We start from the raw sequence: 15,288 nt of genomic DNA on the forward strand, positions 1-15,288 counted from the left end.
TCGCGACGCGGACCACGTCGTCACGGAACTCGCTCGGGTACGGCTTGGGCACAGCAACATCCTTCCAGGCCTACCCCTCGGGCAAGCCAGATCAGATGTCACCTACTCGTGCAGCAGTCCCATCCCTCGAAGCAAAGCCTTCCACCTGAAGGCGGATCCTCGTGCGGAGATCGGTCGATGGGTGAGCAACGTTGTGGGAAGCGCCCGAACTCAAACACATAGGAGTTAGGGTCCATCGCGATGATCGGTTGTCGCTCCGCAGCTCTGGCGCCACCCGCGTAGGTCGCTTAGTTTCAAGCCACAAGGGCGTACGGCTGATGCGCTCGCCAGTGATGTGACGGGCGAGGGCGGCTTGTGAGGCGCGGCTTCTCGTCTGTTGGAGGAACATCATGGATGCTTGGGGATCCGTCCCGGTGTGGATCGGCACCATCTTCACTTGCGTGTCCGTCGCGGTCGCCCTCGCTACCTTCCTGAGGGCCAACTACGACAGGGAGAGGCGACAGGCCGCACTGGTAGGGAGCTGGGTGACAAGCACCGGGGAGTCGTGGTCAGAGCACCCTGCCGGTTCAGGTAACTACATCGGGTGGGTTGAAATCAGAATCGTCGTTGCGAATCGGTCAGATGCCCCGGTTTACGATCTGGAGATCAGCTGGAGGAAGCCAGAAGAGTGGTTCGAGCCCCTCCCTGAGGATCAACGCTACGAAAGGGTCAACCACGCGGAGCTTGCACCGGGTGCGACGGGCTATAGAACTCTTACCTTGCAGCTGAATAAAGAGACTGACCCATCGACGACGACCGTGCGTCTTGGGGAGCCGCTGATCAAGAAGCTGGCGCCACCAGAGATGTGGTTCACCGACGCCGTGGGCCGCAGATGGGTCCGGACGCGCGAGCGGAGAATCCGGCGCGCGAGACGGCGGAAGCAGACAGCGACGCACATCAGCATTCCGGTCGAACGCGAGGCCATTCCCATTCGCTATCACTGACGACAGCCGGCGGGGTGACGATCTGATCCCGAGGACCGCGGGGAGGGGGGGCTCGAGGCGGCCTGCAGTACGACAGCCACCGAGAGCCGGTCCCTCGACGTGCGCTCGGGGCGGTTCGGAGTAGAAGCGAAGAGCCGTTGTAGCCTGAGGCTGCTTATGTTTCGGGGGTCGGTGATATCGGCGCGTCGGATGGGGTTGGAACGGTTTTCCTGACCGCGCACTGCGCGTCACATGGGTCTTCGATGCTCGATGCGATCGACACGCCGCCGGCCACGCCGAGCAGGAGAAGACCAGTTCCCAGCACCAGGGCGGCCGATCTGACGGCGCCCGCATCCCCGATAGCGCCCTGAACTACCGGTGCAACGGAGACGACTATCGCGATGACGCCGAGCAGTGTGCTCAGCACGGCCACGGTTCCTGCGGCTCTCTCAGCGATCGTGAGGCTATGATCTCCCACCAGATCGGCGACGGCACCAGCGAGAAGCACGACGGTCAGGGCGACCAGAGCAATCGCAACCACCCATACGGCGATCGCGGTGGACCTCTTGGCCCTCGGCGGGGACCGGTCGGCGCCGTTTCCGTCCGGCTCCCGGCCTGCCGACGGATTCTTCGGCGGTGGAGATTGGGTGGCTGTGTCGGGCTTGGGACTCTCGTCGGGAGTTGCGGCAGTGTCATTCTGAGCGAACAGAGGCGTTGCCCCCTGAATTTGGCGCACCATTCGCTCGTACTCTTCGTCCCCGAGTTTCGCCCTCCACCGCTTCTCCACCTCTGGTGGCGGCTTACGCGGCGAGTTCTCGGGGGCCTCACTTGGATCAATCGATTCGGACATTTGGCGCCATCTTCGAGGAACAATGTGGCTGCATTCTAGGGATTCGTGGAATCGTGCAACAGGGGGCCCGGTACGGACTTCAGTGCGGGCGTGAACAGGCGCCTCGATGACACGCCGACTTCGAGTGGACGGCACGATACCGCGCCGGATTCGCCCGCAGTCGGTACCCTGCCGCACGAAAGTCGCCCTCCACGCGCCATCGATCCAACCTCGACGGGAGCCGAGGGGGTGCGCGTTACGCTTCGATTTGGTCGAGCAGGTCGAATTGCGTCAATAGCTGGCGGCTGACGAGGCCGACTGTGCGGGAGAGGGAATCCTGGGTGAGTTCGTTGACGATGGGGATGTCGCGCACGGCCCACAGTGCGAGCGTTGACGCCCACGCGGCATCCCTTGCCTTCTCCATGGAGAAGTTGGTCATCAGATCAGCCAGCGGCGAGAGGGGAGCGCCGTATTTCACGACATCCTCGTCGAGAAACTTCTGGCGGATGGGTCGTACGCGTTCAGCCAGCACCTTGTTGATCTTCACGAAGTCTGCGTGGATGCTGCCTGAGTCGGGCGAGCGCTTCAGCTTGCGACAGGTGTGCACGACAGCGACGGCGAGGTCGTGATTGATATGAGCGTTCATCCCGGCGAGTGCGAACTGCAGGGGAAAGAGACGCTTGGAGCGACGCTCCACGAGCGGTGCCCACGCCTTCGAGATGTCGCGGCCCGCAGCAATATCTCGCGGCACGTCGAGGAACAAGTCGGCGAAGATGACGTCCAGATGCTCGATGAAGTCAGGGTCGGCGAAGGTGTCATCCACCACCCGCAGGCCGACCAGAGCAGTCGCATCGCGATACACGTCCGCGAAGTCGCGGATTCCGTCCGTTTGCGGCAGCGGAGCGCGCACGCCGTCAAGTTCGAGAACCACTTTGCCGATAGGCGAGGACCGGTCGACGTTCGTGGGCGTCGTCATGCCGCCACAGTACTGCTGGGTTCTCGCGAGCGGGTGGATACGGGAGCTCAACGGATCATGGACCAGCATCAGGTGTGGATCCCTCATGGGGTGAGTCGCTCCTCGACCGCCCGCAGGCCGGTTCTTGAGCGCGCTGCCGAGATGTGGTCGACCGGACTTGGGCGTCGAATCCTTCGATGTCGAGCTCGCTGAACGGTGGATGGATCAGCGGTCCAGCGTGGGGAACGCCCACTCGCCGCTGAGGATCTCGTGGCGGGGCCGGTAGAGCCGCACCAGGTAGTTCCAGCCATCGGTGATCGGCAGAGTGTTCGGGGTGTCGGCGGGGTAGTCGCCGAAGCGGACGGTGATCGTGCCGTCGCTGTTGCGGGCGCCCGTGATGTTGTTGATCGTGTAGCGGCCGCGCTCGTTCCGTTCGAAGAAGCCGGCAGAGTTGTAGACCGAGATCGACCAGAACCCGTCGACGGGAACCTCTCCGACGGTCAGCTCATAGCGTCCGACAGGCAGGCGGGGGTCGAAGCCGATGTAGCTCGCCTCGTAGGAGGGGAGGCCACCCCATCCCGCTGCGGTGCCGATGAGATGACGGACTGGATCGACCTCGTGCTTCTTGCCGAACGTGTGGTCGAAGCCTGTGAGGTTGCGCGCCAGCGCTAGCAGCGCATCACGCGTCTCGTCGAGTGTGGTCCTGTCGTACGCCGGCATCGCGAACGACTGCGCCGAACGGGCGTCGAGCTTGATCTGATCCTGCAGCAGCCCGACGGCCGCGACGTCGGCGGAGTCGGTGGGGTCGACGAGGATGCGGACGGCGAGCACCACGTGGGGTGTGCAGAACTGCTCGATGCTCAGCTCGTGCTCTCCGGCGTCGTGGAACACGTCGTTGATGTAGTGGTGCTCGTTCACGACCATCGCGGATAGGTACCGGTCGCCGTGCTCGGGGATCGTGAACGTGGCCCCCCCGCTGATGTCCACGACGGCGAAGCTGTACAACGTGTCGCGGTTGAGGCGGATCACCGTCTGCTTGTCGATCGCCGCGGGTACGCGATTGTGAAGGAACCGGTTCACCCCTCCCGCGTCCTGCTGCAGATCGTGCATCATCCGGTGCGTCTCAGCGAGGGCGAAGTTATCCACGTTGACGAGGGTGCTCATGAGTCTGATCCTCCCATTCGAACCGACCACCCGTTGACCGAGCGGGGCCACGCGGCGCCTTCGAAGCCAGCTATTCACCGGCGGATCCTTCTAAACGGGCGATGCGCGTAAGGGGTCGGCGCGAGGGCGGTGCGCGCTTGAGGGGCGAGGCGTGTCGGCCATACTGCGTGCGGTTGGGGTCCCCCCAGTGCGACGGCCGGACGCATCGCTGCCCACGCTCGCACTGGCCCGTCACAGTTTGGCCGCCCCGAGCAGCATTGCCGCAATCACGGCGCACACGATCATTGCGCCGGCCCCGAAGACTGGGACAAGATACGCGCGCGTCCGTCGAACGAGAAGGACGATGCTGATGACGGCGGTTGCCACATAAAGGACGCTGAGACCCGGCCACACGAGTCTGTTAGCGGCATCGTAAAGAAGCAGGTTGCAATCTTGGGGATCGATGGAGCAATTTACCCAATCCCAATAGGGAAGGAAGCCAATTGCGACGAGGAGGAGCAGCATGAAGCCAAACAGCGCCGCAAGTAAGATCAGCGTCGCCGCGATGTCCCACTTCGGCCGCGTTCTCCGGGGACTCGGGTCGGTACGAGGGGGCTCCCCATCCGGTGACGGTTCCGACATGAGCCCACGCTAGCGAACCGGATCGAATCACCCTTGAAGTTGTATGGAGGGCCGGGCGAGGCGCTCGCACACGGGTCCGCGAACGGGCAACGGGAGATGGTCTCCTGAGCGCTCAGGAGACAGCAGCGCTTTTTCGATCGTGTCTCCGCGTCCGCGCGGGCCATCGCCTGGCTCGCCGACGGATGCTAGCCCTCGAGCAGCAGTGCGAGCGCGGCCAGGTCGCGCTCCAGGCTGTGCTGAACCTCGGCAGACATTCCCCGTGCCAGCTCCGCTTCGTCTGGCCCATCGAGCCTTGCAGACAGTGTGACCTCGGTATCGTCGAGCCCTTCGACGGCCTCGTGGTGCACGGTCAACTCCGCCCCATCGAGTTCGGTGGTGTCGGCATAGTCAAAGCCCGGCCCCACCGTCGTGATGCGGAACGGCGACTCTTGACCGCCGACCGCTTTCAGGACTCCGCGGGCGCCCACGCCGAAGGGCTCTGACAGCCTGAAGTACTCCATGCTCGGCGCCCACTCGGGGTGTGTTTCGATAGCGCACCAGCGCTCGAAGAACGACGAGGCCGAGGCGCTAGACGTGCGCTGGGTTCGAGCAATCTCGATCACGAATCGACGCTAGCGTCAATCCCCGACAGTGAAGCGGCCGAGCTCTTTGGCCGCTCATGCCGGCCGCTGCTGTCGGTTTACGGTCGCTCAGCGTTCGTGGGGCGGGTACTGGGGCAGACGCCAGCTTCCCTGTTGTTCGTCTGGTCCATTGAGGCTCTGCTCCTGCGCGCCGGGAACCGTGGCCAGTGCCTCGGATGCGGTCAGGCGGCGGGCGGTAGCCGGAGTCAGCACAATGAGCGGACTGTGCGCGATCATCTCGTCGACATCGTCTCTGCGCCATCGGCGTGCAGCGGCCTCGATGAGCGGCCGAGCTTCGTGGGGATCGGTGACTACCCGCGCCGTGACAGGAACGTCGGCCTCGATTCCCTTCTTCAAATGCACGATGACGTTGGGGTCTGCAGTGATGTTGTGTATCCAGTCCCTTGTGCGGTCTCGACGCGGCATCCCCGTGATGAACAGCACGCCGTCCTCTTCGTGCAGGAAAATCTCGATGCGGCGCGGCAGCCCGCTACGGCGACCGGTCGTCGTCAAGTCGATGAGCTGACTTCGGTGCAGAGCCGTGCTGACGTCATCGTTCACACCTGTTGAAGCAATCTCGCTCGTGAACACATTCCACACAACCGGTGAGACATTCCGCGCGCGACGCTGATGGCCCACGTCCCCGGCAGCAAGGTCAAGTCTGTCGCCAGTGGGTCGCTTGGCGCTCGATCGCCGCGCTCAAGCCGGTCGATCTCCGTGCGCGTCGGACGCTACTAGGGCTACCCCCGGAGCATGTGTGCGACGGCCCACGCGTACATCCTCCCGGACGAAGACGACGATCTCCCCGATACCGATTGTGCTGAGCCGCCAGCCGGCAGACGTCAAGGCGGGCTCCGCTGTTGGTGGATGCCGCTCGGTGGGCTCGCGAGCAGACCAGGGGAGCCGATCGGCGGTAACCCTCGGCTTCTCCTGGGTGATGATGAAGGTCGGTTCGCCCGGCGCGGTAGCCACATAATGGTCGCCATGCCTGCGAACGCCAGACGTCCCGGCCGCATGGCCACACGCGTTGGGCAGTCATCGCCGCAGGTGCCCTGATAGCCGTGGGTGCGGCCGGCGTGACGCTCGGTGCGGCTGGGACTCTCCCCCAGAACGTCGGCCGGAGCATGGTCGCTCTCATCCTCGCTGGGATCGGCGCGCTGGCGTGGGCGCTGCCCGAGCGTGTTGACTTCCTTGGTGGGTCGCGAAAGATGGTGGGGGGCAGCACCTTCTTTCTCGTAGCCATCCTCTTCCCTGTCCTCGAAGTCTTCGGTGTAAGTCTCACGCGCTAGCCATCGGCGTGAGGATGGTGCAAACCGAACGATCGAACGCCGGTCTGGGTTCGTTCGTCGGAACCAATGGCACCGTTGCACACGCGGCGATCAACGGCTGCCCGCTTAGCGCGCGCGTGGACTTGCGCGTTCGGGGTGCGGATTGCGCACGCGGTCGGCAACGTACCGAACTCGCGCGCGACTTACGACTCCTGAGCAGCGCACTTCCTCAACTATCCCTATTTGCAGTGTCGCTCGGACTGGAATCTCATCCGCCGGCGGCTCCCGCAACGAGTGGCACGCAGATGGCACGAAGAGATCGCACTGCCGCAGAAACCGCTAGATTCCGGGCCCGCCAGCTCGGCCGACGACGACACGCGACTTCGAGCTCCTGGTGTATGAACCAGCTCGGACGGGCTGACCGGAGCCTCGGAACTGCAGGTTCGCGGCTGCTTTGTGCCTCCGCAGACAGTCGGAGGCATCGACGCGGTGCGCCCGGTGACGCGCCGCCGGGAACCAGTCCGACCTGTCCGCACCTCGATTTCGCTCGGTCGCGGCGCGTCAAGCCCCTCGGGTGACCGACGAGAAGCTGGGACTCTCACCTCATTCGTCCCGCTCGAATGTCCGAGAGGAGCACAGCCCATGGGCGCCACGCTGCTCTTCGGTGCCATCGCGTCGAGTGCGCTCATCATCGGCGCAGTCATCGGCGTCAGGTTCGAACTCCCGAAACGGCTGCTCGCCATGCTGCTGGCGTTCGCCGCGGGCGCTCTGATCACGGCGCTCAGCTTCGAACTCTTCGAGGATTCCTACGAGCGGGGCGGCATCTGGCTGGCGGCCATCGGTCTCTTCATCGGCGCGGCCGTCTTCACCGGTCTCAGCGCGCTCCTGGACCGCTGGGCGCAGCCCCACGGGCGCGCCAGGACAGCCGACGAGTACCAGGGCAGTGCCAAGCTCGATACGGATGCCGCCGCCCAGGAGCTTCCCGCCTCGTCGGCGACCACGCGCGGAGCGGCGGGGCTCGCTCTCCTCGCGGCGGTCACTCTCGACGGCGTCCCGGAGAATCTCGCCTTGGGGATCTCTCTGACCGAAGGCACGGGAGGCGTCGCGTTGCTCGCGGCGATCTTCGTCTCGAACCTGCCCGAGGCGCTTGTGGGTGCCGCATCGATGCGCGAGCAGGGCCGCTCAGCGGCTCAGATCCTGGGACTGTGGACGGTGTGCGCCGTCCTCCTGACCCTCGCGGTGCTGGCCGGCGCGGCCTGGCTCACCGGCACGGATCCCTCGGTGGTCTCGCTCCCGCTGGCATTCGCCGCAGGTGCCGTCATCGCCTCACTGGCCGACACGCTGATGCCCGAGGCGTTCGAGCACGGCGGCCCCGCTGTCGCGCTGAGCACTGCCGCGGGGTTCGTCCTGGCTTTCGTCCTCTCACTCGCCTGACCTCGTGAGGCGCCCCAAGCGATCGTCCCGGCACAGACGCGGTGCTGTGCGCAAGCATGGCGGGCACCGGAAGACGCCTTCGAGGGCGATCGTCTCGGGGTTCTTCGTGCGAGCGGGCAATCAGCCGAAGTCGCGTAATAGAGACGCTCGGGCCGTGTCTCTTGAGTGGGGGATACCGCCGGAGCCCCGGTCCGGCGCCCCGGCCGAGAGTCCCGAGCTCGAGGCTACCGGGGGCGCCGGCATTCTCGCGTCGGCCCCCCGGTCATGCTCCCGCGGACGCCGCGTCCTGCCGCCCCTTCCACGCGTCGTCTCGACTGCCACTGCGCATCGCGTGACCGTTGTCGCGGCCGCGCTCCGTCTCGTTGAAGCCCCGCGTGAAAGCGAATTCCCGCAAACCAGGTGACACGGAGCCCGCGCGTTCCTACAGTGGTCACATCGGGCTGGGCTGTGGGGGTTCAGAGGGCGAAGCGGTGTGCGCGGTGAAAGGGGACTTGCCGTGGAGCAAGACGCGGGATCGACTGGGGTCGCTTCACCCGCGCCCTCGGAAACGCAGACGGCCGCGCCGGTGACGCGCAGCACCCTCGTATGGTTCGGGCTGGGCTTCGTGCTGCTGTCGTTCTTCGCGGCGTTCCTGGGATCGTGGCTGGCACGATCGGTCGACACCGCCGACCCGGTGCCGACGGCGTCGGCGGAGCCCACCACCAGCCCGGAGTACGAGGACGTCCTGGCCGAGATCCTCCCTGCCGGCTCGGCGGTGCGCGCCGGATCCGGCGCGCCGGAGTCCGGCAAGGGCTACGAGGGCGACGTCTACATCGACATCCTCACGGCCGACGTCTACCTGTTCCAGGACGACTGGACGTGGGTCGGCAACATCCGCCAGGCGGCGGCCGAGAACCTGACAGGCGCGCAGGGACCCGAAGGCCCGCAGGGTCCGCAGGGAGAGCAGGGCGAGCAGGGGGCCGAGGGGCAGCAAGGCCCCAGCGGCGCGCCCGGCGCGCCGGGCGCGCCGGGAACGCAGGTGTCGCTCGGAACCGCCCAACCCGACAGCGACGACTGCACTGCCGACGGCGACATCTACATCGACACGGCGGCCGTGCAGTTCTACGAGTGCAGGGACGGCGGGTGGGCGCTGTTCGGTCCGCAGCCGGAGCCGTCGCCGGAGGCCTCAGGCGACGAGTAGCCTCACGCCCGGGTCGATGCCGTGACGGTGAACTTGGCGTTGCGGGCGATCTGCCGGGTCGGTCCCACCGTTCGCTCGAGAGCGGCGCGGTAGCGCAGACCCGAGTTCCACACCGTCCACAGTTCGCCCCCCGGCCGCAGCACGCGCGCCGCGTCGGCGAACATGCGAGGCGCGATGCCCTCGTGCACGGCGGAGCCGGAGTGGAACGGCGGGTTGAGCGCGATGAACCCCGCGCTGGCATCCGGCTGAGTGCCGAGCATGTCGTCGCGCACGACGTCGACGCGGTCCGAGACGCCGTTGGCGCGCACGGTCTCGGTCGCGGACGCGACGGCCACGGCGGACTGGTCGGAGGCGATGACACGGAGATCCGGATGCCGCAGCGCGAGCGTCGCCGCCACCACGCCGGTTCCGCACGCGAAGTCGATCGCGTCGCCACCCCGCGGCGCGGGCAGGTGCTCGAGCAGGAACCGGGTGCCGATGTCGATGGACGCACCGGCGAACGCGCCGCCGAACGCGCACACGACGATCCCGTCGTGCGTCGTCCGCCGCGGCGAAGGGTCGCTGCCGTCGTGCGGCTCACGGGCGATCAGCGCGCGCGACTTCTGTCGGGCGTGTGTGACGTCCACGCGACCGAACCGTCGTCGCAGCACGTCGTTCATGGCGACCGACATGTGCTTGAGCCGCCCGCCGGCGAAGACGGCGACATCTGGGGCCGCGTGCGCCGCGATCAGCCCGGCGATGTCGTCGAGGGCGTCGAGCGAGCGCGGCAGCCGCAACAGCACCGCGCGCGCATCGCGCACCAGCTCGGGGGAGAGCGGCATTGATGTGAACGCCCCGGCGAGTCCGAAGCGCTCGGCGTTCGCCGCAAGCGCGCGCTCGCCGGTGAGCGGATCCTGATGGACGCGGATGCCACGACCGCCGTCCGAGGCCGCGCCGAGGGCCAGAGCACCGTAGCCGTCGCCGATCACGACGAGGTCGCCGTCGCTCAGGCCCGCGCGGACGAGCGCCGACTCGTCGAGCAGCAGCCGGTCCGCGGCATCCGCCGCCACGAGGTCGGGGGCCTCGACGTCGGGCCAGCGGCGCAGGGCGTCGAGCGAGAACGTCACCGCTCCACGCTACCTGCGGCCGGGCGGCGCGGTGCCTTCGCCGTCCGCCGAATGGGCGCATGCGCACAGCGGCGGCGCTAGCATTTAGCGCGTGTCCGAGCGCCCATTCAGCCCCGTCATCGCTCTGCTCACCGTGGCGAGCGTGTGGGACGGGCACCTGGGTGCCGAGCTGCGCGACCTCGGGCTGACCACGCGCAAGTACGGCCTGCTGGCGCACATCGACGCGACCCCGGGCATCTCGTTCAGCGAATTGGCCCGGCGATCGCAGATCACCGTCCAGTCCGCGCACACCGCCGTGCAGGCGCTCGTCGCCGACGGGCTCGTCGCCGACGCGACCAAGCACGCCGGAGCCGCCTCGGATCTGCGCGTCACAGAGCGGGGCGCAGATGTGCTGCAGGCAGCCGAGCGGCGACTTGCCGCGCTGGACGGCGCGCTCGCGACGGGAGCACCGGGGCTCGCCACGGCGCTGGAGGGGCTGCACGAGAAGCCGTTCGGGCTCGCGCACGACTGAAGCTGGGTCGGGGGCACAGCGATCCTTCAGGGAGGCTGAAGCAGCTTCAGTTAGGCTGAAGGCGTGTTCCGGAATCCCCACACCCTTTTCCGCGCGCTCGCCATCGCCGAGGTGATCTCGTGGACGCTGCTCATCGGCGGTCTCGTGCTGCGAGCGAGCACCGGCTGGGCCCTCGGCGTCACCATCGGCGGCGGCATCCACGGCTTCGTGTTCCTGTCGTACGGAGCCACGGCGATCCTGGTCGCGCTCAACAACCGGTGGCGCGTCGGCCCCACCGCCGTCGCCCTCGTGAGCGCGGTGATCCCGTACGCGACGATCCCGGCCGAGCTGTGGCTCCAGCGCAGCGGGCGGCTCGCCGGCGCGTGGCGTCTCGAGCAGACGGATGATCCGCGCGACGCGTCCTGGTACGACCGGCTCATGCGGTTGTTCCTGCGCCGCCCCTGGGTGCTCGGCGCCCTGATCGCGCTCGCCGTCGTGGTGCTCTACGTCGCGCTGCTCCTCATCGGCCCGCCCGGCGGCCGGGACTGACGACCTCCGCCGGCGGCACAGCCCAGCTCGGCCGCTCCACCACCGGGATGGGGCGGCCGAGTCTTACGTTGCGGCCGAGTGCATCGCGGCGGCCGAATCGTGGTCGGCGGCCGAGTCCTGCGCTACGGCGGTGTCGGCACGCGGGCTGATCGGCCGCGCTGATCAGCTCCAGGCCGGCATCTGCTGCAGGGTCCAGGTGTTGCCGTCGGGGTCGTCGAACTGCACGAACCGGCCCCAGTCCTGCTCGTCGACGCCGCGACCGTCCACGCCGTTCGCGCGCAGGTGGGCCAGTGCCTCGTCGGCGTCCGGCACGACCACCTGGATGGTGTTCTGACGCCCCGGCTCGAGATCGCTGCCGAGCCCGGTGCCGAACGCGATCGAGCAGGCGGAGCCGGGCGGCGTCATCTGCACGAACCGCAGTCCCTCGGTCGGGGTGTGGTCGTGGTCGGCGTGGAAGCCGATCCGCTCGTAGAACTCCTTCGCGCGGTCGACATCGGTCACCGGGACGAAGATGAGCTCGATCTTCCAGTCCATGGCGCTCCCTCTCTTCTCTGAAGCGGGTCCCCCAACGGCCACCACGGTACGCCCGACGTGCGACATGCGCTTCGCCTGGCCGTTCTTCGTCGGCTGGGAATACCTCGGGACCGGAGCGGTTGAACTTGACAATGCAGGTATCAAGTTCAAAACTTGATGCTCATCCACTCAAGTTTCAGGAGAGATGGAATGCCCGAAGACTTCACCCCCCAGCCCGGCGACGACGCGAGCTCGTTCGACGAGTTCCTGTCGCGCTATCTCGCGGGGGAGCGCGCGCGTGCGGAGCGGTCGATCGACCTCAGCCGCTACCTCGGCGCGCGCACGCAGGAACTGCTGCAGCGCGCCGGGAAGTACGCGCTCGACCGCGGACAGCGCGAGCTCGACGCCCTGCACGTGCTCCGCGTGCTCGTCGCCGAGGCGCCCGCCCGCGACGCTGTCGAGCGCATCGGCGCGGACGCCGACGCGATCGTGCGAGCCACCGAGGAGCGGCTTCCGGCCGCATCGGCCCAGGCCGACGTCGACGGCGCGGTGCTGACCTCGTCGGTGCAGCGCGCGCTGTTCCACGCGTTCCAGGTCGCGCGGTCGTCCGGATCGACCTACGTCGACCCCGAGCACCTCTTCTTCGCGCTGGTGCTCGCGCAGGACACCCCCGCCGGCCAGGTGCTGGCCCGCGCCGGAGTGACCGCCGAGGCCCTGACGCAGGGCGCACGCGAGACGGTGACGCCGGGCGCTTCGACCCCGTCGGGGCACGAGACCGAGGCCGCGGCATCCGACACCCCCATGCTCGACACGTACGGCACCGACCTGACCGCCCGCGCACTGGACGGCGAGCTCGACCCGGTCATCGGGCGTGCCGACGAGATCGAGCAGACGATCGAGATCCTGAGCCGCCGCACCAAGAACAACCCGGTTCTCGTCGGCGAGGCCGGCGTCGGCAAGACGGCGATCGTCGAGGGTCTCGCGCAGGCCATCGTCGCCGGCGACGTGCCCGAGCAGCTCCTCTCCAAGCGCGTCGTGGCGCTCGACCTGCCCGCGATGCTCGCGGGCACCCGCTACCGCGGCGACTTCGAGGAGCGCCTGACCAAGACGATGGACGAGATCGCCGCGCACAAGGGCGAGCTGATCGTGTTCATCGACGAGGTGCACACCGTCGTCGGCGCCGGCGGCGCGGGGGACGGCGGCATGGACGCCGGCAACATCCTGAAGCCGCGCCTCGCGCGCGGCGACCTGCACCTCGTGGGCGCGACCACCCTCAAGGAGTACCGCGTCATCGAGAAGGACCCCGCGCTCGAGCGCCGGTTCCAGCCGGTGCGCGTGGGGGAGCCCTCGATCGAGGACGCCGTGCTCATCCTCCGCGGGCTCAAGCCCGCGTACGAGGAGCACCACGGCATCGTCTACACCGACGAGGCGCTGCGTGCCGCCGTCGAGCTCAGCGACCGCTACCTCAGCGAGCGCGTGCTGCCCGACAAGGCGATCGACCTCATCGACCAGTCAGGCGCCCGGCTCCGGCTGCGGCTCGGCGCGAAGGCCGACGTGAGCGGCCTGATCGAGCGGCTCGCGACGCTGGAAGCCGACAAGAACGCCGCCGTCTCGGCCGAGCACTACGAGGAGGCGTCGCAGATCCGCGATCAGATCGCCGAGGTGCAGGAGCGCCTCGAGCGCGCCACCGCGGCCGGCGCCGCGACCCGCGCCGATGCCATCGTCGACGAGCCCGAGATCGCGGCCGTAATCAGCCGGGCTACCGGCATCCCGGTCAATCGCCTGACCGAGACCGAGCGCGAGCGTCTGGCGGCCCTCGAGGACGAACTGCACGATCGCGTCATCGGCCAGGACGACGCCGTGACGGCTGTGGCCAAGGCCGTGCGCCGCAACCGCACCGGCATGGGCGATGCGCGCCGGCCCGTCGGCTCGTTCCTCTTCCTCGGCCCCACCGGTGTCGGCAAGACCGAGCTCGCCAAGGCCCTGGCGTCGAGCCTGTTCGACGACGAGGGTGCGGTGATCCGCTTCGACATGAGCGAGTTCGGCGAGCGGCACACGGTGTCGCGGCTCGTCGGCGCCCCTCCCGGATACGTCGGCTACGACGAGGCCGGTCAGCTCACCGAGCGCGTGCGGCGCAACCCGTACTCGATCGTGCTGTTCGACGAGATCGAGAAGGCGCACCCCGATGTCTTCAACCTGCTGCTGCAGGTGCTCGACGACGGGCGCCTCACCGACGGCCAGGGTCGCACGGTCGACTTCCGCAACACGGTCGTCGTGATGACCTCGAACCTCGGCTCGGAGTTCCTCGCCTCGCGCGGCGGCGCCATCGGCTTCCTGGCCGACGGCGGCGGCGCGACCGGCTTCGGCTCCGAGAAGGACCTCCGCGACCGTGTCTTCGGCAAGCTGCGCGAGGCGATGCGACCGGAGTTCCTCAACCGCATCGACGAGATCGTGCTCTTCCGCAAGCTCGAGAAGCCGCAGCTGCAGAGCATCGTGCGTCTGCTGCTCGGCGCGTCCGACGCACGCCTGGCCAAGCGGGAGGTGGAGCTCGTGGTCACCGACAGCGCGGTGGCGTGGCTCGCCGACAACGGCTACGAGCCCGAGTACGGCGCGCGGCCGCTGCGCCGGCTCATCCAGCGCGAGGTGGACGACCGCATCGCCGACCTGTTCGTCACGGGCTCGCTCGTGGACGGCGGAACGGTGACGGTGGATGCCGCGGACGAGACGCTCTCGGTCGTCGCAGGTTCGCCCTTCGCGGTCGCCGCGTGAGCTGAACGGTCGTCCGAGAGGCGCCGTGCCCGTCGGGCACGGCGCCTCTCGGCGTTCCGGCGAGGGCGCCCACCGCTTCCGTGTGCTCAGGCGTGCAGCATCCGTTTCAGGGTCCGCGCGTTGCGCACGGCGTTGCCTCCGCCGTCGTTGTTGAAGTAGGCGTGCACCTCGTGGCCGGCGCCTTCCCACTCGCGGATGCGCTCGGCCCACCATGCGAGATCGTCGTCGGAGTACGAACCGCCGTAGAGGTGCTCGGGATCCGGGCCGTGGAGCCGCACATAGACGAGCGGCGCCGTGGCGCGCAGGATGCACGGCAGCCGCGCCCCGCTCATCACGCAATATGCCGCTCCATGCCGCTCGAGGATCGAGAAGACCGCCTCGTCGGTCCAGGACGGATGCCGGAACTCCACCGCCGGCCGCGTCCACGCCGGCAGTGCCCCGAGGAAGTAGTCCAAGCGGGCATCGTCGCGCTCCATGCCGGGGTGCAGCTGGACGATGAGCGGCCCGCGGCGGCCCCGCAGCTCGTGCAGCCCGCGCGTCACCCGCGAGATCCACACCTCAGGCTCGAGGAGGCGACGGGCGTGCGTGAGGCCGCGCGGCGCCTTCACAGCCATCTCGAATCCCTCGGGGAGTCGCTCCCGCCAGGATGCGAACCGCGCGTCGGCAGGCCAGCGGTAGAAGCTGCCGTTGAGCTCGACCACGTCGAACTCGGCCACGTACTGGTCCAGCCAGCCGCGCTGGTCTCCGTGGTAGATCACGCCTCGCCAGTGCGGGTAGACCCAGCCCGAGGTTCCGATGCGTGCCATGCCTTCAGCGTGAGGGATGGGG

At 68.0% G+C, this 15,288-nt stretch carries 15 protein-coding genes; 6 read left to right on the forward strand and 9 right to left on the reverse strand.

Annotated features, from left to right (window positions below):
- The first annotated feature begins 389 nt into the window (after positions 1 to 389).
- Positions 390 to 983, forward strand: coding sequence for a hypothetical protein (locus IM767_RS12840; protein ID WP_162564435.1), 594 nt, complete (start codon positions 390 to 392; stop codon positions 981 to 983).
- A 154-nt stretch (positions 984 to 1,137) separates the two neighbouring features.
- Here the strand turns inward: IM767_RS12840 and IM767_RS12845 are convergent, their stop codons facing one another.
- The 6 genes from IM767_RS12845 to IM767_RS12870 form a co-directional block, all read right to left on the reverse strand.
- A complete protein-coding gene (locus IM767_RS12845) occupies positions 1,138 to 1,812 on the reverse strand; it encodes a hypothetical protein (protein ID WP_162564436.1) in 675 nt (224 codons plus the stop codon).
- A 235-nt stretch (positions 1,813 to 2,047) separates the two neighbouring features.
- Positions 2,048 to 2,767 carry a DUF5995 family protein gene (locus IM767_RS12850; RefSeq protein ID WP_194398882.1) on the reverse strand — a complete coding sequence of 240 codons (720 nt, stop codon included), beginning with the start codon at positions 2,765 to 2,767 and terminating at the stop codon, positions 2,048 to 2,050.
- 204 nt (positions 2,768 to 2,971) lie between these two features.
- A complete protein-coding gene (locus IM767_RS12855) occupies positions 2,972 to 3,910 on the reverse strand; it encodes a DUF1214 domain-containing protein (protein WP_109210789.1) in 939 nt (312 codons plus the stop codon).
- Positions 3,911 to 4,141: 231 nt separating this feature from the next.
- Positions 4,142 to 4,531, reverse strand: coding sequence for a DUF6264 family protein (locus tag IM767_RS12860; RefSeq protein ID WP_109210790.1), 390 nt, complete (start codon positions 4,529 to 4,531; stop codon positions 4,142 to 4,144).
- 185 nt (positions 4,532 to 4,716) lie between these two features.
- The gene (locus IM767_RS12865) at positions 4,717 to 5,133 is read right to left on the reverse strand and encodes an SRPBCC family protein (RefSeq protein ID WP_109210791.1); all 417 of its coding nucleotides are present in this window, start codon (positions 5,131 to 5,133) and stop codon (positions 4,717 to 4,719) included.
- A gap of 87 nt (positions 5,134 to 5,220) precedes the next feature.
- Positions 5,221 to 5,712: a nitroreductase family deazaflavin-dependent oxidoreductase gene (locus IM767_RS12870; RefSeq protein WP_162564303.1), complete on the reverse strand. Its 492-nt coding sequence runs from the start codon at positions 5,710 to 5,712 to the stop codon at positions 5,221 to 5,223.
- A gap of 1,349 nt (positions 5,713 to 7,061) precedes the next feature.
- Here IM767_RS12870 and IM767_RS12875 point away from each other — a divergent pair.
- On the forward strand, positions 7,062 to 7,853 hold the full coding sequence (locus IM767_RS12875) for a ZIP family metal transporter (RefSeq protein ID WP_109210794.1): 792 nt from the start codon (positions 7,062 to 7,064) through the stop codon (positions 7,851 to 7,853).
- A gap of 565 nt (positions 7,854 to 8,418) precedes the next feature.
- Positions 8,419 to 9,033, forward strand: coding sequence for a hypothetical protein (locus IM767_RS12880; RefSeq protein ID WP_239453370.1), 615 nt, complete (start codon positions 8,419 to 8,421; stop codon positions 9,031 to 9,033).
- Between the two features lie 2 nt (positions 9,034 to 9,035).
- Here IM767_RS12880 and IM767_RS12885 read toward each other — a convergent pair whose 3' ends face one another.
- Complete coding sequence (locus IM767_RS12885) at positions 9,036 to 10,139, reverse strand: class I SAM-dependent methyltransferase (RefSeq protein ID WP_109210796.1); 1,104 nt, start codon at positions 10,137 to 10,139, stop codon at positions 9,036 to 9,038.
- Between the two features lie 91 nt (positions 10,140 to 10,230).
- Here IM767_RS12885 and IM767_RS12890 point away from each other — a divergent pair, with 91 nt between their 5' ends.
- Together IM767_RS12890 and IM767_RS12895 are read left to right on the forward strand one after the other, a co-directional pair.
- Positions 10,231 to 10,650 (forward strand): MarR family winged helix-turn-helix transcriptional regulator, encoded by a 420-nt coding sequence (locus IM767_RS12890; RefSeq protein WP_194398883.1) that lies wholly within the window; start codon positions 10,231 to 10,233, stop codon positions 10,648 to 10,650.
- A gap of 63 nt (positions 10,651 to 10,713) precedes the next feature.
- On the forward strand, positions 10,714 to 11,178 hold the full coding sequence (locus tag IM767_RS12895; protein ID WP_109210797.1) for a DUF3817 domain-containing protein: 465 nt from the start codon (positions 10,714 to 10,716) through the stop codon (positions 11,176 to 11,178).
- Between the two features lie 162 nt (positions 11,179 to 11,340).
- Here the strand turns inward: IM767_RS12895 and IM767_RS12900 are convergent, their stop codons facing one another.
- Positions 11,341 to 11,712 (reverse strand): VOC family protein, encoded by a 372-nt coding sequence (locus IM767_RS12900; protein WP_109210798.1) that lies wholly within the window; start codon positions 11,710 to 11,712, stop codon positions 11,341 to 11,343.
- A gap of 189 nt (positions 11,713 to 11,901) precedes the next feature.
- Between IM767_RS12900 and IM767_RS12905 the strand changes: the two genes are divergently transcribed.
- Positions 11,902 to 14,460: an ATP-dependent Clp protease ATP-binding subunit gene (locus tag IM767_RS12905; protein WP_109210799.1), complete on the forward strand. Its 2,559-nt coding sequence runs from the start codon at positions 11,902 to 11,904 to the stop codon at positions 14,458 to 14,460.
- Between the two features lie 86 nt (positions 14,461 to 14,546).
- On the opposite strand, the gene IM767_RS12910 is transcribed toward IM767_RS12905, so the two are convergent.
- Positions 14,547 to 15,266, reverse strand: coding sequence for a DUF72 domain-containing protein (locus IM767_RS12910; protein ID WP_109210800.1), 720 nt, complete (start codon positions 15,264 to 15,266; stop codon positions 14,547 to 14,549).
- Between the last annotated feature and the right edge of the window lie 22 nt (positions 15,267 to 15,288).

Origin of the sequence: Microbacterium ureisolvens, from assembly GCF_015278315.1 — a bacterium.
Classification (GTDB): Bacteria; Actinomycetota; Actinomycetes; order Actinomycetales; family Microbacteriaceae; genus Microbacterium; species Microbacterium ureisolvens.